Source organism: Leucobacter sp. cx-42, from assembly GCF_014529985.1.
Lineage (GTDB): Bacteria > Actinomycetota > Actinomycetes > Actinomycetales > Microbacteriaceae > Leucobacter.
Window position 1 is genome coordinate 97,153 of sequence record NZ_JACVMU010000004.1, and the last position, 21,841, is coordinate 118,993.

18 protein-coding genes are annotated in these 21,841 nt (G+C 64.0%); 7 read left to right on the forward strand and 11 right to left on the reverse strand.

Features of this window, described 5'->3' with window-relative positions; genetic code table 11:
• Window positions 1-108 precede the first annotated feature (108 nt).
• Entirely contained in the window at window positions 109-1,095 is a 987-nt protein-coding gene (locus ICM05_RS04750; RefSeq protein WP_188023438.1) for an LLM class flavin-dependent oxidoreductase, read from the forward strand.
• Window positions 1,096-1,108: 13 nt separating this feature from the next.
• Here the strand turns inward: ICM05_RS04750 and ICM05_RS04755 are convergent, their stop codons facing one another.
• Entirely contained in the window at window positions 1,109-1,816 is a 708-nt protein-coding gene (locus ICM05_RS04755; protein ID WP_188023439.1) for an alpha/beta fold hydrolase, read from the reverse strand.
• 88 nt (window positions 1,817-1,904) lie between these two features.
• On the opposite strand from ICM05_RS04755, the gene ICM05_RS04760 reads away from it, so the two are divergent.
• Entirely contained in the window at window positions 1,905-2,621 is a 717-nt protein-coding gene (locus ICM05_RS04760; RefSeq protein ID WP_188023440.1) for a YafY family protein, read from the forward strand.
• Here the strand turns inward: ICM05_RS04760 and ICM05_RS04765 are convergent.
• Window positions 2,608-3,015: a cupredoxin domain-containing protein gene (locus ICM05_RS04765; protein WP_188023441.1), complete on the reverse strand. Its 408-nt coding sequence runs from the start codon at window positions 3,013-3,015 to the stop codon at window positions 2,608-2,610. The genes ICM05_RS04760 and ICM05_RS04765 overlap by 14 nt on opposite strands.
• Window positions 3,016-3,041: 26 nt before the next feature.
• Window positions 3,042-4,481 (reverse strand): NAD(P)H-quinone dehydrogenase, encoded by a 1,440-nt coding sequence (locus ICM05_RS04770; RefSeq protein WP_188023442.1) that lies wholly within the window; start codon window positions 4,479-4,481, stop codon window positions 3,042-3,044.
• Window positions 4,482-4,670: 189 nt separating this feature from the next.
• On the opposite strand from ICM05_RS04770, the gene ICM05_RS04775 reads away from it, so the two are divergent.
• Together ICM05_RS04775 and ICM05_RS04780 are read left to right on the forward strand one after the other, a co-directional pair.
• Window positions 4,671-7,385 carry an aminotransferase class I/II-fold pyridoxal phosphate-dependent enzyme gene (locus ICM05_RS04775; protein WP_188023443.1) on the forward strand — a complete coding sequence of 905 codons (2,715 nt, stop codon included), beginning with the start codon at window positions 4,671-4,673 and terminating at the stop codon, window positions 7,383-7,385.
• Between the two features lie 178 nt (window positions 7,386-7,563).
• On the forward strand, window positions 7,564-8,367 hold the full coding sequence (locus tag ICM05_RS04780; protein ID WP_188023444.1) for a purine-nucleoside phosphorylase: 804 nt from the start codon (window positions 7,564-7,566) through the stop codon (window positions 8,365-8,367).
• A 143-nt stretch (window positions 8,368-8,510) separates the two neighbouring features.
• Here the strand turns inward: ICM05_RS04780 and ICM05_RS04785 are convergent, their stop codons facing one another.
• Genes ICM05_RS04785 through ICM05_RS04800 form a run of 4 tightly spaced genes read right to left on the reverse strand, consistent with a single transcriptional unit; the run spans window position 8,511 to window position 12,533 of the window.
• Window positions 8,511-9,692 (reverse strand): ABC transporter ATP-binding protein, encoded by a 1,182-nt coding sequence (locus tag ICM05_RS04785; RefSeq protein WP_188023445.1) that lies wholly within the window; start codon window positions 9,690-9,692, stop codon window positions 8,511-8,513.
• Window positions 9,693-9,697: 5 nt separating this feature from the next.
• Window positions 9,698-10,483 carry an ABC transporter permease gene (locus ICM05_RS04790; protein ID WP_188023446.1) on the reverse strand — a complete coding sequence of 262 codons (786 nt, stop codon included), beginning with the start codon at window positions 10,481-10,483 and terminating at the stop codon, window positions 9,698-9,700.
• Entirely contained in the window at window positions 10,480-11,403 is a 924-nt protein-coding gene (locus ICM05_RS04795) for an ABC transporter permease (RefSeq protein WP_188023447.1), read from the reverse strand. The genes ICM05_RS04790 and ICM05_RS04795 overlap by 4 nt, the downstream gene beginning before the upstream one ends.
• Window positions 11,404-11,408: 5 nt before the next feature.
• Window positions 11,409-12,533 carry an extracellular solute-binding protein gene (locus ICM05_RS04800; protein WP_188023448.1) on the reverse strand — a complete coding sequence of 375 codons (1,125 nt, stop codon included), beginning with the start codon at window positions 12,531-12,533 and terminating at the stop codon, window positions 11,409-11,411.
• A gap of 341 nt (window positions 12,534-12,874) precedes the next feature.
• Here ICM05_RS04800 and ICM05_RS04805 point away from each other — a divergent pair, with 341 nt between their 5' ends.
• From ICM05_RS04805 to ICM05_RS04815, 3 genes are all read left to right on the forward strand, one after another.
• A complete protein-coding gene (locus ICM05_RS04805; RefSeq protein WP_353055825.1) occupies window positions 12,875-14,149 on the forward strand; it encodes an NAD(P)/FAD-dependent oxidoreductase in 1,275 nt (424 codons plus the stop codon).
• A gap of 9 nt (window positions 14,150-14,158) precedes the next feature.
• Window positions 14,159-15,586 (forward strand): PucR family transcriptional regulator, encoded by a 1,428-nt coding sequence (locus ICM05_RS04810; protein ID WP_188023450.1) that lies wholly within the window; start codon window positions 14,159-14,161, stop codon window positions 15,584-15,586.
• Window positions 15,587-15,698: 112 nt separating this feature from the next.
• Window positions 15,699-17,021 (forward strand): NAD(P)/FAD-dependent oxidoreductase, encoded by a 1,323-nt coding sequence (locus ICM05_RS04815; protein ID WP_188023451.1) that lies wholly within the window; start codon window positions 15,699-15,701, stop codon window positions 17,019-17,021.
• Between the two features lie 119 nt (window positions 17,022-17,140).
• On the opposite strand, the gene ICM05_RS04820 is transcribed toward ICM05_RS04815, so the two are convergent.
• The 4 genes from ICM05_RS04820 to ICM05_RS04835 form a co-directional block, all read right to left on the reverse strand.
• The gene (locus ICM05_RS04820) at window positions 17,141-18,781 is read right to left on the reverse strand and encodes an amidohydrolase (protein ID WP_188023452.1); all 1,641 of its coding nucleotides are present in this window, start codon (window positions 18,779-18,781) and stop codon (window positions 17,141-17,143) included.
• A 41-nt stretch (window positions 18,782-18,822) separates the two neighbouring features.
• Window positions 18,823-19,992: an FAD-binding oxidoreductase gene (locus ICM05_RS04825; RefSeq protein WP_188023453.1), complete on the reverse strand. Its 1,170-nt coding sequence runs from the start codon at window positions 19,990-19,992 to the stop codon at window positions 18,823-18,825.
• 11 nt (window positions 19,993-20,003) lie between these two features.
• Window positions 20,004-20,357 carry a cupin domain-containing protein gene (locus ICM05_RS04830; protein WP_188023454.1) on the reverse strand — a complete coding sequence of 118 codons (354 nt, stop codon included), beginning with the start codon at window positions 20,355-20,357 and terminating at the stop codon, window positions 20,004-20,006.
• A gap of 92 nt (window positions 20,358-20,449) precedes the next feature.
• Window positions 20,450-21,817 carry an FAD-binding oxidoreductase gene (locus ICM05_RS04835; RefSeq protein WP_188023455.1) on the reverse strand — a complete coding sequence of 456 codons (1,368 nt, stop codon included), beginning with the start codon at window positions 21,815-21,817 and terminating at the stop codon, window positions 20,450-20,452.
• Window positions 21,818-21,841 lie beyond the last annotated feature (24 nt).

Consider the following 21,841-nt stretch of genomic DNA (forward strand, 5'->3'; position numbering starts at 1 on the left):
GACCCCTTTTCGTGTGTAAGAGGCCCTTTCGAGGGGTTGAGCCAGCGCCCCGCTGGCTCAACCCGCAGCCCAGGGAATACCCCCGGTCCCTGCAGCGTTACACCCAGCATGAGCGCGCTGCCACTTTCCATTCTTGATCTCGCAACGGTAGACCACGGCGGCAACATCGCCGAAGCTCTCCGCCATTCCGTAGAGTTGGCCCGCACAGCCGAAGCGCTGGGGTACGACCGCATGTGGTACGCCGAGCACCACAACATGTCAGGCATCGCGTCGAGCGCCACCGCTGTCCTCATCGCGAACGTTGCCGCGCAGACGGAACGCATCCGCCTCGGATCTGCCGGCATCATGCTGCCCAACCACTCGCCGCTCGTCATCGCCGAGCAGTTCGGCACGCTCGCGACACTGCACCCGAACCGCATCGATCTCGGACTCGGCCGCGCGCCCGGCTCGGACGGCGCGACCTTCCGCGCGCTGCGCCGTACGCATCAGTCGTCGGAGAACTTCCCGAATGATGTCGTCGAGCTGCAGCAGTACCTCGGTTCGAGCCTCCCGGTGACGGGCGTGAACGCGTACCCCGGTCGCGGAACCAACGTCCCCCTCACCATCCTCGGCTCAAGCCTCTTTGGCGCGAACCTGGCTGCACAGTTGGGACTCCCCTACGGCTTTGCCTCGCACTTTGCTCCCGACGCGCTCACGACCGCGGTGGCGCACTACCGCGCGAACTTCCGGCCGAGCGAGCAGCTCGCGAAGCCCTATGTCCTCGCAGCGGTGAACGTCGTGGCCGCCGACACTGACGAGGAGGCCGAGGCACAGTTCACCCGCGGCGAGCTCGAGCGCGTGCGCAAGTTCCTTTCCCGCGGACGCGACGCCGAACTCACCCTCGACCAGGCCGGCGAACTCTACGACACCCCCGCGGGCGAGCAGATTCGCGGCATGCTCCGCTATACCGCGATCGGTGGCCCGGAGCGCGTCCGCGAAGAGCTCGAGGCCTTCGGCAAGCACGCCGACGCTGATGAGCTCATCCTCGCGTTCGCAGCACCCACGCACGCCGAGCGCTTGGCCGGGGCGCGGATCGTCGCCAGCACACAGCCCTAAGTGCCGCGCCGCGTCAGGAAGCGGCGGCCTCCTGCAAGAGGGACGCGAGCTCACCTGGTTTGCTCCACATGGGCCAGTGCCCGGTCGGTAGGTCAACGAACGACGCCTGCGTGAGCTTGGTGATTTCGGCGAACATCGGGTGGCCAGCGGCCGCCAGTTCGAGCACCTGGGCACTCGGCATCGAGGAGCAGACGAACGTCGTCGGAACCGTATGCCGACCCTCGTTGGTGAGGACGATCTCGTCGCGCATCACCGGTGCTGGCTGCGGTACCGCGCGCGCGACAAAGCGCTCAAGCTGCGCCGTGGTGAGCCCATCGAGGCTTGCCTGCTGTCCCAGCGTGGCAAGCTCTGGCAGCGGCACCTCGCGAATCGTTCCAGGCAGATCCGGCGCAAACACCGTGCCTGACGCAACCGGACCAGAGTCCACCCAAACGATTCGCTGCACCAGTTCGGGGTGCCGGTCGAGCACGAGACTCACCGGCCCGTTCGCGCCGCTGTGGGCAACCAGCACGCAGGGGCGATCCGCCGTGACCTCATGCTGCGCAAACACCGTAAGGATTCCTGCGACTTGATCTTCGAGCGTCCGCGTCGCACGGTCAGGGTCGGCGGGGTCGAGTCCGGGCAGCGTCATCGGCACACAGCTTGGGAAGCGCTCCCGCACCTCGTCCCAGGCCCACGCCCCGAGCCAGTGACCGGCAATGCACACAGTAGTTGTTGTCATGGTTCCACTTTCGCATCCCCGTTGGACAACGGTATGTCACTATTTATGACATGAATTCACATCTCACCAGATCGTCGAGGCTCGAGCTATGAAGCGCACCGAACGCCTCCACGCGATGTCTGAGATGCTGCGTCGCAGCGGTGCCCGCGGCATCTCTGCTGAGCGCCTTGCGCGCGAGTTTCACGTCTCCGTTCGCACCGTAAAACGTGACATCGATGCGCTTGAAAACAGCGGTGCACCGATCTGGGCGCAGCCCGGACCCGGTGGTGGGTATGGTCTGGCGGCTGGCGCAACGCTCCCACCCGTCACGTTCTCACCGACCCAAGCCGTCGCGCTCATGGCAGCGGTCTCTGCCGCGGCCGACGCTCCGTATGCAGATCTCGCTCACGCGGGCGTACGCAAGATTCTGGACGTCCTCGACCCCCTCACCCGGCGCAAAGCTGAGGCGCTCGCTGACCGGGTGTGGATCAACGCCGAACAGCCCACATCCCGGGCAACACGATCCGCGCTCGAAACGGCGATGGCAGAGCAGAAGGTCGCCCGCATCAGCTACGTCTCTGGCGCAGGCGTTGCCACCACTCGCGACGTCGAGCCTGTGCTGTTCGCTGCAACGAACGGCCAGTGGTATCTCATTGGCTGGTGTCGGCTCCGCGACGCGATGCGCTGGTTCAAGCTGTCACGCATCGAGCGAGCGAGCGTCACCTCGCTCGCCTGCACCGGCTACACCGTCGCCGAGGTCGGCGAACCACCTGCGGGTGCACGGCCGGTCTACGAGCGCGGGCTGCCGGACTCTACGAAACGGTGATCGTGCCTCGCATCTCGGGGTGAATCGAGCAGTCGTATCCGAACGTGCCAGCCTTCTCGAAGACGTGCACGTAGCTGCCCTCGCGCATGAGCTCACTCACGAAGCTCCGGTCATCGGCGACCACGTCGTGATCGGCTGAGTGACCCTGGAAGATCCACTCAACCGCGTCACCGGGGCGAATCGTCACCTCAGCCGGGTGGTATTCGTTGTCCACAACGGTGATCTGCACGACGGGCTTCACATCGGGGCCTGCAGATGGCACGACGGGCGGCTTGGGCTGCACGCAGCCAGCCAGCGCGAGCGTACCCGCTGCCGCGACCGCGACACCAAGCACACCGGTGACGAAGTTGCGGCGGCTGAGGGCTGCGGTGATCCGCGCCTGATCAATAGTCATCAGAATTAACTCCCTAAGCGTGCCGGTTAGCGAACGTGCATCGCACGAGCGGCGTCAGTGATCGCGCCGGTGAGCGACGGGTACACGGTGAACGCCGAAGCGACCTGGTCAACGGTGAGGCGGTGCTCGACGGCGAGCGCGAGCGGGAAGATCAGCTCACTTGCGCGGTGCGCGACGATGACGCCACCGATGACCGTGCCTGACGCCTTCCACGCGAAGAGCTTGACGAAGCCGTCAGTGAAGCCAATCATCTTGGCGCGCGGGTTCGTGTGCAGCGGGATCGTGTGTTCGATCGCCTTCGCCATATCAACCGCGCCTTCGAGCGAGCGCTCGTTCCAGCCAACGGTCGCGATCTCGGGGTACGTGAACACGTTCGATGCGACGTTGCGCAGGTCGATCGGGCGCACGAAGTCACCGAGCGCGTGCATGATCGCGGTGCGACCCTGCATCGAAGCGACCGATGCGAGCGGGAAGAAGTCGGTGCAGTCGCCGACTGCGTAGATCGAGGGGACGCTCGTGCGGGCGACCTTGTTGACGCGGATATGGCCGCTGTCAGTCAGGTCGATGCCTGCCTCTTCAAGACCGAGGCCCTGGGTGTTCGGAATCGAACCGACCGCCATGAGGCAGTGCGAGCCTTCAACGACGCGACCGTCAGCGAGCTGCACGCGAACGCCACCGTCGACGACCTCGACCGCGTCTGCGCGCGACTTCGACATGACGTTCATGCCGATCTTCTTGAACTCGCGTTCGATGACGGCTGCGGCGTCGGGGTCTTCGCCCGGGAGCACCTGGTCGCGGCTCGACACGAGGGTGACCTCTGCGCCGAGGGTGCGGTACGCGTTGGCGAACTCTGCGCCGGTCACGCCCGAGCCGACAACGACGAGATGTTCGGGGATCGACTGGAGGTTGTACAGCTGCTTCCAGGTGAGGATGCGCTCACCGTCGGGCTTTGCCGAATCGAGCTCGCGGGGGCTCGCGCCAACCGCGACGACGACGGTGTCGACCTCGACGCTGTCGAAGTCGGTGCCGCTGTCGCCATCTTCGGTTGAGACGAGCACACGGTTAGAACCGTCGAGTCGGCCGGAACCGTGCACGATGCGTACGCCAGCGCTCTCGAGCTTCTCGCGCATGTCGGTCGACTGTGCGCCTGCCATTGCGAGGAGTCGCTTGTTGACCGCTGCGAGGTTCACCGCGATCTCGGGGCGCACGGGCTTGCCGTCTGCGCCGGGCACGAATGCCTGCACGCCGAGCTTGCCCGAGTCGCGCACTGCCTGCGCCGCACCAGCGGTCGCAATGAGGCTCTTCGACGGGACAACATCGGTGAGCACGGCCGAGCCACCCACACCCGCACGCTCGATCAGCGTGACCTCTGCTCCGAGCTGTGCGCCCGCGAGCGCTGCTTCGTAGCCGCCTGGTCCGCCGCCGAGGATTGCGATGCGGTGCTTACGTTCATACGCCTTAGCCATACTCACCATTTTAGGCACTCTTCACGTCTATATCTGCAGCGAGCATATTGCGCTCAGTAAGATGTGTCTCGGATCCGCTTCGCCGGAGAGCGCTCCGTCGCCAGGTTTCTCCGGAATAACAATGATGTGGGAGAGATAAGTTCAGTGACGAACACAACACCCGAGTCTGCTCTAGAACGAGATCCCGGAATGCCCACCAGCACGTGGCGCTTGCGCAGCGATGCATGGGAATACCTGCGATTTGTCGTGAAGCGGCTCGCCCTTGGTACCGATGAGTCCCGTGACATCATGGCCGATCCTGAGATCACGCGGTCGCTTCGAGCACTGCGTACCATCGAGATGTACTGGGCCGGTTTTGGTCAGCGCTATGTCCAGAACGTGGCCGACCTCATCGAGGAGGGCAAGTACGAACTCGCTCTCGACCGCATTGGGCGTGTGGTGCACCGTCTGCGTGGCTCGTCCGAGCACGGTGAACCGCGCGAGGACATCACCGATGATCCCGAGCTCGCTGAGCAGTTGCATATGGACGCGGATCCGCGCCAGCGCTTCGAGGTACTCATCGTCGACGAGACCACCGAGGCTGACCGGGACGCGACCCGTGCCGAGGCACTCGCGCACCGCAGTGCGGCTGATGACTTCATCTACGAGTACGTGATCGTGCCGAGCGCGGATGACGCGGTCGCCGCCATCCTCACCAACCCGAACATTCTGGCGTGCGTGATCCGCCCCGGTTTCAGTCAGCGCACGCGACAGAAACTCAGCCGCGATCTCACCGCAACCATTGAGCTGGCCAAATCGCAGACGTCGACCCATGCATCGGCGCCCTCTCCGAAGAGCCCGCTGTCGTCCGTGCAGCGCGTGGTTGAGCTCGCAGACACCCTCATTGAGATCCGCCCCGAACTCGACCTGTATCTCGTTGCCGGCGCACACATTGAGGATCTCGCTGGTGCGCTCACTCGCCGGTTCCGTCGTGTCTTCCGTCGCGACGACCAGATCGAACTGCACCTGTCGCTCGTCCGCCGCATCTCGCACCTGTACGACACCCCCTTCTTCTCGGCGATTCAAGATCACGCACGACGCCCGGTCGGTGTGTTCCATGCCCTCCCGGTCGCACGCGGCGGATCAGTCCTCTCGTCACAGTGGGTCAAAGATCTCGCCGACTTCTACGGCGTGAACCTACTCCTCGCAGAGACTTCGGCAACCTCGGGCGGTCTTGACTCACTGCTCGCGCCTGTCGGCCCGCTGAAGAAGGCACAGGACCTTGCCGCCCGCGCGTACGGTGCGAAGCGTTCCTATTTCGTCACCAACGGCACCTCGACCGCGAACAAGATCGTGCACCAGGGGCTTGTTGCCCCCGGCGACGTCGTGCTCGTCGACCGCAACTGCCACAAGTCGCACCACCACGCGATGATGCTCACCGGCGGTCGCCCCGCGTACCTCGAGGCGTACCCCCTCGATGACTTCGCGTTCTACGGCGCTGTGCCCATCAGTAGCGTGAAGCAGCTCCTGCTCGACTACCGCGCAGCTGGCCGCCTCGATGAGGTGCGCATGCTCACGCTCACGAACTGCACGTTCGACGGCCTCGTCTACGACCCCGTCCGCGTCATGTCAGAGTGCCTCGCGATCAAGCCGGACCTGGTGTTCCTCTGGGACGAGGCGTGGTTCGCGTTTGGCGGCTTCCACCCTGTTACCCGGCGCCGCACCGCAATGTTCGCCGCGAAGCACCTCGAAGACACGCTTCGCACCAACGCACACCGTGAGGCGTACGAAGCGCAGCAGGCCGTGCTCTGGAACGAGGACGGCACTCCCGCTGCCGACGACGTCTGGCTGGCCGAACGACTGGTGCCGGCGCCTGATGCGCGGATCCGCGTCTACGCAACGCAGTCCACACACAAGACGCTCACCTCGTTGCGCCAGGGTTCGATGATTCACGTCTACGACCAGGATTGGGAGCGCGACGCGAAGGACCCCTTCGACGAGGCGTACATGACGCACACCTCGACGTCGCCGAACTACCAGATCCTGTCGACGCTCGACATCGGCCGCCGCCAGGTCGAGCTCGAGGGGTACAAGCTCGTACAGCAGCAGCTCGACCTCGCGACGAGCCTCGCGCAGGCGATCGCGCGGCACCCGCTGCTGCGCCGCACCTACCGTGTGCTCACCGCGAAGGAACTCATTCCCGCAGGCGTCGGTGGCGCAAGCGGTGCTGCCCGCACGGGTCGCCCCATGCCGCTGCGCGATGGCCTCTCAGAGATGTGGAAGGCGTGGGAGAACGACGAGTTCGTCGTCGAGCCCTCACGCGTGACCGTTGAGATCAGCCGCACCGGCGTTGACGGCGACACGTTCAAGCACGATTACCTCATGGACCGCTACGGAATCCAGGTGAACAAGACGAGCCGCAACACGGTGCTGTTCATGACGAACATCGGCACGTCGCGCAGTGACGTCGCCTACCTCATCGAGGTGCTCGTGAAGCTTGCCGAGAAGTTTGAGGAGAAGCAGGCGCAGGGTGATCCTGAGGTGGCATTGGTCGAGGCTGGTGAGTCGGCCGCGCCCGAATACCCGGCACTGCCCGACTTCACGTCGTTCTCGCCGGCGTTCGCGCCGTCGCCCGTCACGACACCCGTGCTCCCTGATGGCGCGCTGCGTGAGGCGTACTACTCGGGACAGCGCCGCGGCGGCGTCGAGTTTGTCCAGCCAGAAGAGCTGATTGCCCGCCTCGCGCGCGGTGAGCAGCCCGTCTCGGCGAACTTCGTCACGCCCTACCCGCCCGGGTTCCCCGTGCTTGTGCCCGGCCAGGTGTTCTCGAAGGAGATCATCGACTTCATGTCTGCGCTCGATACCCGCGAGATTCACGGCTACGACGCACGACGCGGATACCGAGTACTCACTCCCAAGGGCTAACCCGCCGAAAAGGGGTGTTTCTCCCGAAACTTGGGCTTTCATACGCATGAAAGTACCCATCTCGAGAGCAACACCCCTTTTCGCTGCCCTGGAGGCAGAACCAGGCAGCCCAGCGCCAACACAGCGCCAACACCACGCAACTCTGGCGCTTCCAAGGCAACCCTCCTAGGCTGAATTCATGGATCACCAGACAGCCGCAACCGAGGCCGCAGCAACCATCGCGATCATTTCGGGCGTTCCCCGCCATGACATCGCGTTGACGCTTGGCAGTGGGTGGGGAAAAGCTGCAGAAACGCTCGGCGACGTCGTCGCCACGATCCCCGCCGAGAAGGTGCCGGGGTTTCACCCGTCTGGCATTCCCGGTCACGCTGGGACGCTGACGTCGATCCGCCTCCCCGACGGTCGCCACGCGCTCATCATCGGAGCACGCACGCACCTCTATGAGGGCCGCGGAGTTGCCGCGGTCGCGCACGGCGTCCGCACGGCAGCAGCCTGCGGTGTGAAGATCATGATCCTCACGAACGGAGCCGGCGGGCTGAACCCCGCGATCAGCGCTGGCGAGCCAATGATCATGGCGGATCACATCAACCTCACCGCGACCTCCCCCATCGTCGGCGCTCACTTCGTCGACCTCACCGATCTCTACGCTGAGCGCTTGCGCGCGATCGTGCGTGAGGTCGCCCCCGGCATCGCCGAGGGAGTGTACGTGCAGGTGCCGGGTCCGCACTATGAAACCCCCGCAGAGTCTCGCTATCTTAGGGCCATCGGAGGCGATGCGGTCGGAATGTCAACGGGCATCGAAGCGATCGCCGCACGTGAGGCCGGCATGGCAGTCTTGGGGCTCACCCTCGTCACCAACCCCGCGACCAACCTTGGCGATTCCCCGCTGAGCCATGCTGAGGTCGTTGCTGCTGGCCGCGAGGCAGAGCCCCGACTTGCAGCGTTGCTCACAGACGTCGTCGCGCGTCTCCCGCGCGAGTAAGCATGACCCGGGCGCACCGATCCGCGCCTGTGAACGCAGCCCACACGGCACAGGGCCCGGCCACACGCGCGATGCGTGGGACCGGGCCCTTCCAGTTGCCGGTGCGGTGACCAATACCGCGGCCGGCTGCAACATCGGCCGGCTTAGGTCGCCGACTCGCCAGCCTCGCCGGTGTCGACGAGCAGAACGCCCGACTTCACAGCCCAGAGCATGGTTGCGGTCTGGCCGCGCTCGAACGCGCGTGCCTCGTGGCTCAGACGCACCGCACCCTCGGTGCCATCAGGCAGCTCGACGGTGTAGCGACGCGATGAGCCGAGGTAGGTGACATCCGTGATCGTGACGGGGATGGCGTTCCAGCCCTCGGTCGCCACGGTACCTGCTGCCTCAAGGCGCAGATTTTCGGGGCGGATCAGGATAGCGAGATCCTCGTGCGCACTGCGGCCCTCAGCAACGACGCGGTGGCCCGCGACGGTGATCGCGGTGTGCTGATCGCCAGCTGCCTCGCCCGTGCCGAGCAAGACGGTCGACTCACCAAGGAAGCGACCAACGAAGAGCGTGCGAGGGGTCTCGTACAGCTCTTCCGAGGTGCCGACCTGCTCGATCTTGCCGTTATTGAAGACCGCGATGCGGTCAGACATCGAGAGGGCTTCTTCCTGATCGTGCGTCACGTAGACGAACGTCGAGCCGACCTCGCGGTGGATGCGCTTGATCTCAGCCTGCAGCCACTCGCGCAGCTTCTTGTCGAGTGCACCGAGGGGCTCATCCATAAGGAGCACGCGGGGTTCGTAGACAAGTGCGCGAGCGAGTGCCACACGCTGCTGCTGACCGCCGGAGAGCTCCGAGGGGAAGCGATCACCGAAGTCACCGAGTCGCACCATACCGAGCGCTTCAGCGACCTTGGTCTTCTGATCCGCCTTCGACATCTTACGGCGCTGCAGCGGGTATGCGACGTTCTCTGCGACAGTCTTGTGCGGGAACAGTGCGTAGTTCTGGAACACCATGCCGATGTCGCGCTTGTGCGCTGGCAGCTTCGCAACCGGCTTGCCGTAGATGTGCAGCATGCCCTCGGTGACCGAGGTGAAGCCAGCAATCATGTTGAGCGTCGTGGTCTTGCCCGAGCCCGAGGGGCCCAGGAAGGTCATGAACTCACCGGGCTCGATGACGAGATCGATGTCATCGACGACGGTGTTCTCGCCGTACTTTTTGGTGACCTGGTTCAGGCTGATGCCTGCCTCATTGATCGCCGAGATGGTGCTGGTGTTCAGGCCCTCGTTGCGGAGTTCCTGCTCGTGACCTGCGGGGACGGGGATGTCGTTGTGAGTCATCGCGTTCACGCTGCTACTCGCTTTCTTTTTCGCGTCGCGAACTGTGCCGACAGCATGACGACGACGGATACCACCATCGTGAGCACTGCTACGGCTGCCACAGTCGGATCATTGGTCTGCGTCACGCTGTTGTAGATCTTCACCGGCAGCGTCTGCAGTGACGGCGACTGGATGAAGAGCGACAGAATGACTTCGTCGAACGAGGTGACGAAGGCGAACAGTGCGCCTGCGGTCACACCCGGTGCGATGAGCGGGAGGGTGATGGAGAAGAACGTCCGCATACGGCCCGCGCCGAGGCTGGCCGAGGCCTGCTCAAGGCGAGTATCGAAGCCAGCCAGCGACGCCATCACGTTGGTGATGACGAGCGGCATGGCCACGATGGTGTGTGCGAGAACGAAGCCGGGCAGGGTGCCGAGCAGGTTCATGCGCAGGAAGAGCGAGTACAGGCCGACCGCGAGGACGATGCCGGGGACAATCATCGGGAGCAGGAAGTAGCCCTCGACGAGGCTCTTACCGCGGAACTTCACCTTCGAGAGGCCGAGCGATGCCAGCACACCGACCGTCGTTGCAACGATCGTGGTGAGGATTGCCACCTGCAGCGATGACCCGAGGGCCTTCATCCAGGACGCATCGGTGAAGAAGTTCTCGTACCACCGGGTCGAGAAGCCCTTCGGCGGGAAGTTGAATGAGGGAGCCTCGTTGAACGACATCGGAACGATGACGAGCGTGGGCAGCACCAACCAAATGATGATGATGATGGCGAAGACGCCAAGGAGACGTTTCGTGGTCACTTCTTATCCACCCCCGGGAAGAGGCTCTGGCCCTTGTTCAGCTTCGACACGATGACGAGGATGAGGATCGTACAGATCAGCAAGAACATGCCGAGTGCCGTTCCTTGGCCCCACATGAGGAAGACCGAGATCTGCTGCTGGATCAGTGCGGAGATCATGATCTCCTTCGACGAACCGAGCAGGGCGGGGATGATGTAGAAGCCGAGGCCGAGAATGAAGACGGTCACGCCGCCGGCGAAGATGCCGGGACGCGAGAGCGGCAGGTAGACGGTGAAGAACGCGGTGACCGGGTTCGCACCGAGGTTCGATGCTGCGGGCAGCAGTCGCTTGTCGATCTTGGCCATCGCTGAGTACAGCGGCAGCACCATGAACGGCAGGAGCACCTGTGACATACCGAGCGCGACACCAAAGGTGGTGCGGATCAGGGGCACGGGGCCAATCCCGAACCACGCCATGAGGATGCCGTTGATGGGACCGGTGTCCTGGAGCAGTACCATCCACGCGAGCGTACGCACGAGGATCGAGGTCCAGAGCGGCAGCATGATGAACAGCTGCAGCAGGTTTCGGGTGCGGTCGGAGACGACCGTCATGAGGTACGCGTACGGGTACGCGAGGAGCAGACACACGATCGTGACGATGAACGCCGTACCGAAGGTGCGCGTGACAACAGCGATGTTCGCCTGGGTGGTGAACAGCCACTTGTAGTTCTGCAAGCCCAGCTCAGGATCAGTCACCGAACGTAGGGCGACGTCGAACAGTGGCGCCAGGAAGAACAGGGAGACAATCGCGAATGCCGGGAGCAGGAGAAGAAGCGGGCGCCAGTTGCGTGGCCCCCGCTTCTTCCCAGCGCCGGCACCCGCACCAGAAACAGCCAACGCCTCAGTGACGGTGGTGTTTCCAGGAGCAGAATGACCGGACATGATGATTAGTTACCCGTTGCCCATCCAGCCCATGCTGCGGAGAGGGCGTCGTAGTTCTCGACCCAGAAGTCCACGTTGGGCTTTACAGCGGTGTCCATGTGCGAGGTCGTCATCCAGGTCTCGAGCTGCTTATCGAGCTCGGGTTTCGACTTGGTGTTGACTCCGCCGTACGAGGTGAGCTTGGTCATCTCGGCCTGCTGCAGTTCACCAATCGAGAAGTTCACTGCTGCGAATGCGGCCTGCTTGTCCTTCACACCCTTGGGGATGCCGTTCGAGTCGACCATGAGCATCCACTCGTCCCACATGGGAGCGATAGGTGCACCAGCCGAAGCTGCGCCGTAGCCACGGCCCGACCATACGAGACCCATGACTGCCTCGCCCGACTCGAGCTGCTGCTGCGCCTGAGCGCCGGTGGTCCAACCGATGACGTCATCGCCGAGCTTCTTGTACTCGTCGAATGCGCCCTCGATGTCGGCGGGCTTCAGGTCGTTGACATCCTTGCCCTGAGCGACGAGTGCGAACTCGACGGTCTGGGGATCAACGTAGGTCGACTGGCTCACGGTGCGCTTGCCGGGGAAGTTCTTCGTGTCGAAGAAGTCCGCTGCGCTCGTGGGCGGCTTGTCGCCAAAGGCTTCGGTGTTGTACGCGACAACCAAGCCGTACAGAATCTGCGGGGTCATGCACTTGTCAGTGATGGTGCCCTCGGGGATGTTTGAAATGTCGATCTGATCGTAGTCGTACTCTTCAAACAGAGTGCCACAGCCGCGCGCGGTGTCGAACTGGGTCGTGTTCACGATGTCCCAGGTCACGTTGCCTGCGTCGACCATTGCCTTGAGCTTGCCTGCGTCGAATGCGTCCTGGTTAAAGGTCGCGCCCGATGCCTCTGCGAACGGGTCCCAGAGCGCGGCCTTCTGGCCGTCCTGGAAGATACCACCCGAGCCAGCGAAGGTCAGCGTGGTGCCTTCGAAGGCACCTGCCTTAACCTCGCCTGCGACCGGGGTACCGAGATCACGTACGGGAGCAGCTTCTTCCTTGCCGCCGCCACCGCTACAACCAACGAGCGTCAGCGCGAGTGCCGCTGCACCCGCTACCGCGGTCAGGCCGCGGCGAGCTTTCGCATTTTTCACCATTTGAGATGGTCCTCTCACTTCACTGTGATTGGTACCGGGGCGCGCTTACAGGTAAAGCATCGTTACTTCCCCTGCTTGAACCGAACCTCTACAAGCAATCAGCTCGTCGCCCTCGGATGAACATTGAAGCTACACGGCATTTTCACCGATGCTCACTTGTGTTACGTGTTCGTTACCGCTCTCGAGATATCTCATACATTCGTACACGTACGGTCTTATGAGCGGTACGAATGGGAGGTGCGAGGCGAAACAAATGTGCGTAATTTTCCAAATACTGGCGCAACGTCGCGTAGTGTCATTGCCAAGCTTGCGCCGTACGAATGTAAATCGCACTCGCAAACATCTACTTCGGTAGGAAACAACAGAGCAAGGAGGCTCTACCCGTGAACATCATCGTGATTGGTGCCGGTCTTTCCGGTCTCACCTCGGCTTGGGAACTGCACAAAGCAGGCCATGAGGTCACTGTGCTCGAGGCTCGCGACCGCGTTGGCGGCCGTACCTGGAGCACCACACTCGACAACGGGGTCATCACTGAGCGTGGTGGCGAGTACGTATTCCCCACCGAGTTCGCGATTCGCAAGCTGGCAGCCGAGGTGGGGGTTCCCCTGCTGACGCACGGTGTGCGGTACGGTCGCCGAACCACCAACGGCCACGTCATCTCGTTTGATGATCTTGAGCGCACGAGCGCGCAGGTACAGGCAACGCTCAAGGGCATGATGGACGACGGTGAGCGCAATGTTTCGCTCGCAACCGCGTTCGAGACTGCCCTTGGCGCCGATTACCTGCAGGATCCCGTGTACCGCCGTACCGTCACTTCGAGCGCTGCTGACCCCACGCGCGTGAGCGCGGAAGCTGTCATTCTGCACGAGTCTTCCACCGTCAATGGTTATGTAGAGGACGGCGCCCGCTTCCTGCGCGGCAACCAGTCACTCTCCATCGAACTTGCACGGCGCCTCGGTGACCGCGTACGTCTCGAGCACCCGGTGGCGCGGATCGACCAGTCCGCGACCGGCGTCCAGGTCGAGCTGCAGGACGGCACCCGCCTCGAAGCTGACGGGGCGATCCTCTCGGTTCCGTTCCCCATTCTGCGCGAGCTGGAGCTCGGCTTCGATCTTCCCGAGGCACAGCAGCGCGCGCTCGACCACCGGTTCATGGGCGTCGCTGCCAAGCTGGGCGTCCCGCTGAACCGCGTCGATAACGACATTGCACTGCAGAACACGAACCACACGTGGTGGTCGTGGCGTTCGATGTCGGTTGACGGCGAGCATCGCATCAATGCGCTGTCGAGCTTCGCTGGCGGCCCGGATGCGCTCGCTGCGCTGCAGGTCACCGAGGGTTCCGCCACCTGGCAGGCCGAGCTGCAGAAGATGCGTCCCGAGCTTGAGCTTGCTGGCGATGTCTTGCTCACCACCTGGGCAGATGATCCCTGGGCGCGCGGATCGTACACCGCTCCCGCCCTCGATTGGGAGGCGGCAGACGCCACCGCGTTCGAGACCTCGGCAGGCCGCGTTGCAATCGCTGGCGAGCACACCGGTCTCGCCCAGTCGCTTTCTGGCGCGGTCGCGTCAGGTTACCGCGCGGTTGCCGCACTCACGCAGGCGCTCTCGGCAGGGTAATACGCACACATGACACTCACTGTTGGCGAGTTGATCGCGCTTCCTTCTGTGAAGACGTGGTCGCTCACCCCTGGCGTTGGCGAGCATCGCAAGATCTCGTGGGCCCACTCGTGTGAACAGCCTGACCCTTGGCTGTGGCTCGGTGAGGGATCTCTCGTGATGACCACGGGCCTCGGTGTGCCGGTGTCTGTGGCGGATCAGTGCACCTACTTTGCTGGGATGCACAAGGCCGGCATTGCCGCGGTCACGATCGGTGCTCACATGTCGGCCCCTCCGCTTGCGGAGGAGGCTCTCGCATATGCGTCTTCACTCGGCTTGCCCGTACTTGAAACCGCATATGAGGTGCCCTTCCTCACGCTCGCTACCGCCGTCATTGAGGCGGCACAAGAGCAGCGAGCTCGTCGTGTGCGCCTCACAGAGCGGATGTATGCCGCGCTGCGTACACACGCGACGGAAGAGGATTCTGAGCCCTTGCTTGCCGAACTCAGCGCACTGCTCGGTGGCACGTTCGCCATCGAGCCAGCGCTGCCTGGCGGCGCCAGAGGCAGCATTGAAGAGGTCGAGCCTGGCCGGTTCACCACGTCACTCGTCGCACCAGGCGATCCCGTGCTGAGCTTCAAGGTCGTCACGGAGGAGCCCGACTATGGGCTCCTCCAGCACTCCGCGGGCATCGTCGGCACCGCACTGTCAATCTCGGCGGCTTCCCGCCGCCGAGATTGGCTGTACGGCTCAATTCTGCTCGGCAACCTCGCTGACGGCACGATGCCAGCGGGATTTGCCCGCGGGCTACTCGAGTCACACGGCCTGTCTGGATCGCTCCGCTTCTGCGTGTGGGCGTACACCGACAGTCGTGAGTCACTCGATGCCGTCCAGGCGGTCGCCGCTGCTGAAGGATCCGCCGCAATCGCCACAGTGAAAGACCACCAGACGATCGCACTGATCCGCGCCGATGACTCGGCCCTGCTCGAGAGGTTCGGCGAGCAGTTCAAGGTCGTGGGTGCGAGTGCACCGTTCACCGACCTGCTCGGGTTCCAGACTGCGATGCGGCAGGCGAGTGTGACGCTCACGCGCGCCCGAACGGCCGATCAAACCGGTGCAATTCGGTTTGATGATGCCGAGCCATCGTCGTTGTTCCTCCCGAGTGATGGCGATCAGTTGCGCGCTATCACCCAGCAGGTACTCGGCCCACTCCAGGAGTATGACGCCCAGCGCGGCACCGACCTTATGGAAACGCTCCGTGTGTTCCTTGAGGACAACCGCAGTTGGGTGCGTGCATCCGAGCGCCTGTTCATTCACCGACAGACACTCGTTTCGCGGATCGCGCGCATCGAAAGCGTGCTCGGAAAGGACCTCGGAAAGATGCAGGATGCGTCTGACTGTTGGCTCGCCATCCGTGCGGCTGTGCGCTGCGGCGCCCTCGAACCAGAGGACACATAGGCCGCGTACAAACGTATGAACGCCATCCCGGCTCCGCTGCCACTTCGGCGCAGTCATTACGTTTCACCTCCGTACTTTTTGTAATGTCAATTTTTCGATCACAGAGGATCTCATGACCACCACCACTCCCGACGTCAACGCCGACGTCGACGTCGTAGTTATCGGCGCTGGCTTCGCTGGCCTCGTCGCCGCCCGCGAACTCAGCCAGGCAGGGCACGACGTGCTCCTCATCGAGGCGCGTGACCGTATCGGCGGCCGCACCTGGACTGATGATCGTCTCGGCCACCCGCTCGAAATGGGCGCGAACTGGGTGCACTGGGTGCAGCCGCACGTGTGGGCTGAAATGTCGCGCTACGGCCGCGAGATGATTCGCAGTCCCAAGGCCGACGAAGCGTATTGGCATGACGCCGACGGCACCCCTGTCAAGGGCACGCTTGAAGAGTTCATGGCGCTCATCAGCCCGGGCCAGCAGCTCCTCATCGACGACGTCCGCTCGGTCATGCCACGTGGCCCAGAGCCCACGGTCGGCGAGATCCAGGCGCTCGACAGTGTCTCCATCGAGGAACGCATGGGTCAGCTCGGCCTCGACCCCGCAGCGTATGCGGCCAACGCCTCGGTCTGGACCGGCCACGTCAACGCTCCCCTCTCAGAGGTCGGCCTCTCAAGCGCGATGCGCTGGGTATCAGCAACCGGCGGTCACTGGGAACTCATGCACGAAGCATCGGCAACCTACCGCGTGGTGGACGGCATGCGCGCATTCACTGCCGAGATCGCGAAGGACATCAGCGGCGAGATCCGCCTGAACACCACCGTCGCAGCCGTCTCGCAGGGCGACGCTGGCGCCGTCGTCACCACGACCGATGGGGCGCGGATCGCTGCTCGCCGCGTCATCAGCACCCTGCCCGTCAACGCGATCGCAGGCATCGACTTCACGCCAGCCCTCCCCGCTGCGTGGCAGCGTCAGAACGCGGAGCGCGTTGCCTCGCGCGGTACCAAGGTGTGGCTGCGAGCTGAGGGCCACGTTCCCCGTTTCTTCGCCTACGCGAGCCCGACCGACCCGCTGTCGGTGCTGAAGGCAGAGTTCTACTGCAATGATGAGCGCGGCGACTACACGATTCTTGTTGGCTTCGGGGCGGATCATTCCAAGATCAACCTCGAAGACCTCGCTGACGTGCAGGCCGCGGTCGACCTCTTCCGCCCAGGTCTCGAGATCACCGAGGTGGAGGCGCACGATTGGATGACTGATCCGCTCTCGCAGACCACCTGGATGACGCACCGCCCCGGCCAGCTCACCCGCGACCTCGCGGAGCTGCAGGAACCGCAGGGTGTGCTCCACTTCGCGTCGACCGACAACGCCAACCTCTGGGGTGGCTTCATCGATGGCGCGATCGAGAGCGGGCTCCGCGAGGCGCGTCGCGTCGCTGCCGCGCTGTAGCCGCAGTTCCCCAAACACGCGAAAAGGGGTGTTTCTCTCGAAACACCCCTTTTCTTGCGCCAGAAACGCATGATCTCGGCAGAAACGCCCCATCTCGTGGGGATGCCAAGCCAGCCAACCTAGGCCGCGTGCACCACGCGCCCATCAACGACGGTCAGCGCGATAGCAACCTCGGGAAGCTCATCGGCCGAGGCCGCCACGGGATCAGCGCCCCATACGGTGAGGTCGCCTACAGCCCCAACAGCGAGCACGCCGCGGTCTTCGTGACCGCGCGCCTGGGCAGGCCACAGCGTGTACGCGAGCAGTGCTTCTTCGCCGGTCAGGCACTGATCAGGCTCGAAGACGGGAGCCGATGCGTCGCCAGGCGTGTGGCGACCACGCGCCCAAGCCATACCGAGACGGGGGTCGAACTGCGCGACGGGCCAGTCGGAGCCGAGCGTCACGTTGACGCCGGTCTCGAGTACGTCGCGCACGCGGTAGCCCGCGGTGTTCCGGCCTTCGCCGAGGCGAACGGTCCAGTTATCGCTGTGATCTGCCGCACGCCACTGCATGTGCAGGGGCTGCATCGAAGCGGTCACCTGTGCGCCACCAATCTGGGCAGCTTGGAAGCCTCGCAGACGCTCGATGTCCTGCGCAGACAGCACCTCAAGATGCTCGATCGAGTGGAACGGCAGGCCGTCACGGGCGGGCAGTGCTTCGTACACCTCGAGCACCTGGTTCACGGCGTAGTCACCGACAGCGTGCGTCGCGATGAGCATGCCCGCGTCGTGGTACGCGCGCACGACCTCGACGTACCGGTTCCAGTCAGGCCAGAAGCCATCACGACCATCACCGCACGCATCGGCCTCGTGCAGCCACGCGGTGCCGGTGTCGATGACGCCGTCGCTGAAGAGCTTGATTGCGCCGCTCTGCCACAGGTCGCCGCGGCGGTCCTTCGCCGCAATCACTGCAGCAACATCATCATCGGTCGCCCCAACCGCGTGCCAGTGGTGCACCGTGAGGCGATGGTCGAGCTCACCGCGCGACTCGAGTTCTTCGAGCAGGTCGAGTGTTGCTGGCTTCCCGTCCATGATTGCGCCGCCGGCGAGTCCGACAGCAGCAAGCGTTCGGAACATGTCGCGCAGCGCGTCACGCTCCTCGTCATGCGAGGGCTTTGGCGCAGCGTCGAAGAGGATGCCATAGGCGCTCGGCTCACGCAGTTCACCAGTCGGGGTACCGTCTTCGTCAACGACGACCTCACTCGCGTCAGCAAACTCGACCGGGCCGGTGATCCCGGCTGCGGCGAGCGCGGGAGCGGTGCCAAGTCCGGTGTGAAGGTCGTAGCAAATAAGCGCGACGGGGCGACCGGGAGCAGCATCTGCGAGCAGGTCGCCGCGCATACCGGTCTCTTCGAAGGGTTCGTACTCGAGATTCCAGCCGCGCACCCACGCGCCCTCTGGCAGGCGTGCGTGCTCGGCGGCGATCGCTTCTCGGAGCGCCTCGATGGTCTCCAGGCCACCGAGATCGATGCCTGCGGTCACGTCGGCTGCCCAGTGCGGGTGCGTGTGCGAGTCGAACAGGCCTGGGGTGATCACGGCACCCGCCACGTCGCGCACGGCGACCCCAGCGGCTGCCGCACGCTCTGAGACCTCAACGTCTGAACCGATGAGCGTGATCCGCCCACCTTCGATCAGCAGCGCGGTCGCGTCTGCGTGCGCGTCGGTGTTCGTGCGGAGACGAGCGCCAACGAGCGCGAGTGAGCGGGAGCTTTCCGTGGTCATGTGTGGTCCTTTCGCGGAAGCGGATCGCAACAATACAAACGTCAGTGCCGGCCGATGGGCGAGAAATCATCGCGCGGCACGGCGGCTGCGCCGAAGCGCTCTGGGTTCCAATACTGCTGGAACTCGGCGTCGCCGTCACCTCCGGTGACAAGATCTGCGAGGTATTCACCCATAAATGCTGAGTACTTGAAGCCCTCGCCTGAGTCACCGCACGCAAGTACGACGCTCGCGTGGGTACGGCCGATAATGAAATCGCCGTCACCGGAGTCGGTCCAGGTGCAGACCTGGGTTGCGAGGACGTTCGGCACAATTGCCGTGAGGTCGCGCTCGACACGGGCGCGGATCGCCTCAGTTCGGTCGGGCCACTCAGCACGGTCGAGGTCTTCGCCGAGTGTGTGCCCTGCAAGGGAGCGCAGCGGAATGTCGAGGCCAAGCTTGTAGCCAGCGTCGCCATTCGGCATTGCATAGACACCGGGCTCGTCGCTGCGGGTGCAGTCGATGAGGCCGGGAAGATCAGGGGCTGGCGGTGTGAGGCTTGCGTCGCCGACGTACACCACCTGTTCCATGTACGGGGTGAGCGGCAGTGTCAGGCCGAGGCCTGGCAACAGCTCGGTCGTGCCGGGGCCGGCCGAAAGGAGCACCTGATCGCAGGTCACCTCTGAACCGTCAGCGAGGACGACGGTTGCGCTGTCGGGACCGGGGGTGATCCGCGTTACCCGGGTGTTCGGGCGGTAGTCGCCACCGCCAGCGATGAATTCGCGCAAGACCCCGCCGAGCAGCTTGTCGGCGAACACGACACCTGCCTCTTCAACGAAGAGCGCATCGCGGCCGTCTGGGCGGAGGCCTGGGAAGTAGTCACCGACCGAGTCAGCCGGTACGCGCACGTACTGCTGCTCGATCGAGTCGAGTGAGCGGGCGACATCTTCGAGCGACTCGTCATCCCGCCAGAGCGCACCGGTGCGCCGGAACACCGGCTCCCCGATGCGCTCTCCGAGACGTTCCATTGCAGCAAGCGTGCCGAGCATCGCGCGCGAGCGCCACACCTGAGTGTCAGCGAGACGCCACAGGCGCGATGATCCGGCGTTGGAGGCGAAGGGGCTGCCGGGCTCGAACCGCTCAAGAACGGTGACGTGCCAGCCCTCATCTTGGAGTTTCAGCGCCGTCGGCAGGCCCCATGTGCCGCCCCCGACGATGACCGCATGCTGCTTCATTGGAATATCGCCTAGTCGTTGATGGTCGTGTAGTGCTTACGCAGGTGCTCAGTGACGCGCCACTTGCCCTTCCAACCGGAGGGCATCACCATCACATCGCCGGGACCGAATTCTTCTGGCTCTTCACCCTCGACCTCGAGGAACACGCGCCCCGAGAGGATCGTGCAGATCTCGGTGTAGCCGTTGCGCTCTGCGGTGAACGTGCCGGGAGTGCACTCCCACAGGCCCGTGCCGATGCGGTCGTTCGACCACACCTCGAGCGCGGCCTCCTGCTGGCCCTCGGTGATCGCAGTGGGCTTCGGCGCGAGCTCGCCGAGATCAATAGCTGCTGAGTCGTGTGCTGCGAGGGTTCGAATCGTAGTCATCAAATTTCTCCTTTGAATTGACGGCTGTGGTCAGTGGCGGCATGCGTCTGAGGTCATGCATGCCGCTGTCATCAGCGTATAGCGGTGTGCGCTTACCGGCCGCTGATGACGTTTGCGATCTTGGCGATCGGCGAAGTGGTCGGACGACCGTTGAGTTCGGACTTGTCAGCGACGCCATACGCCGCGTACATGCCCTTGGTGGCGATCCAGCGCAGAGGCTCGATCTCCCACTTCCGAACTCGGTGGTTGACCCAGGGAAGGGTCGTGAGCTCGCTGCGGTTGCCGAGGATAAGGTCGGCAATCGTGCGGCCTGCGAGGTTCGTCGAGGTCACACCGGTACCGACGTAGCCACCGCCCCATGCGATGCCGGTCTGCTCATCGAGACCGACGGTTGCAGCCCAGTCACGGGGAACGCCGAGCACACCCGACCACACGTGGTCGATTGCTGCGCCCTTGGTACTCGGGAAGAAGCGGTGCATGATCTCGCTGAGGGTCTCGACCGTGCGCTCCGAGGTCTGGCCGTCGGTGTCGGTCTTCGAACCGTACTTGTACGGAACGCCACGGCCACCGATCGCGATGCGATCGTCGCCGGTGCGCTGCGCGTACATGTAGACGTGAGCCCAGTCACCGAGGACCTCGCCCTTGCTCCAGTTGAGCTCATCCCAGACGTCGGTCGAAAGCGGCTCAGTCGCGATAAGCGACGAGTTCATGGGAAGCCAGAGGCGGTGCAAGCCCTTGAGGTTTGCGGTGAAGCCCTCAGTCGCGCGCACAACGTACTGCGCCGAAACGGTGCCGTGGGTCGTGACGAGCTTGTGCGGTGCGACCTCGACCACGCGAGTGTTCTCGTAGATCTCAACGCCGAGGCGTTCGCACGCCTCAGCGAGACCCTTCGCGAGCTTCGCGGGCTGGATACGAGCCGAGTGCGGGTGCCAGACAGCGGCGCGAGTGTTCGCAACGTTGATCTTTGCCTGTGCCTCAGGTGCTTCGAGCAGCTGGAGGTCGGTGTACTTCCACTGCTGCTCAGCGGCCGCGAACTCGCGGATACGCTTCTCCTGCGCAACGGTGTACGCGACGTTGAACTCGCCGCCCTTCTTGATGTCAGCGTCGATGCCTTCAACCTCGGTGACACGGATCACCTCGTCAACGGTCTCGTTCATCGCGCGCTGGAAGCGCTCAGCCGCATCGCGACCGTGCGTCTTTTCGTACTGCTCGCGACCACCGGTGATTGCGCTGGTGAGCCAACCACCGTTGCGGCCCGAAGCGCCGTAGCCAACGTGACGCTGTTCAACAACGACAACCTTGAGTTCGGGGCGAGCCTGCTTGAGGTAGTACGCAGTCCACAGACCCGTGTAGCCCGCGCCGACGATCGCCACGTCGGCGGTGAGGTTACCCGGAAGTTCAGGGCGCGGTGTAGGGGTACCGATTTGCTCCCACCAGTGGGAGACGTTGCCGTTGATCATTGCAGGGGTTCCTTTGAAATATGT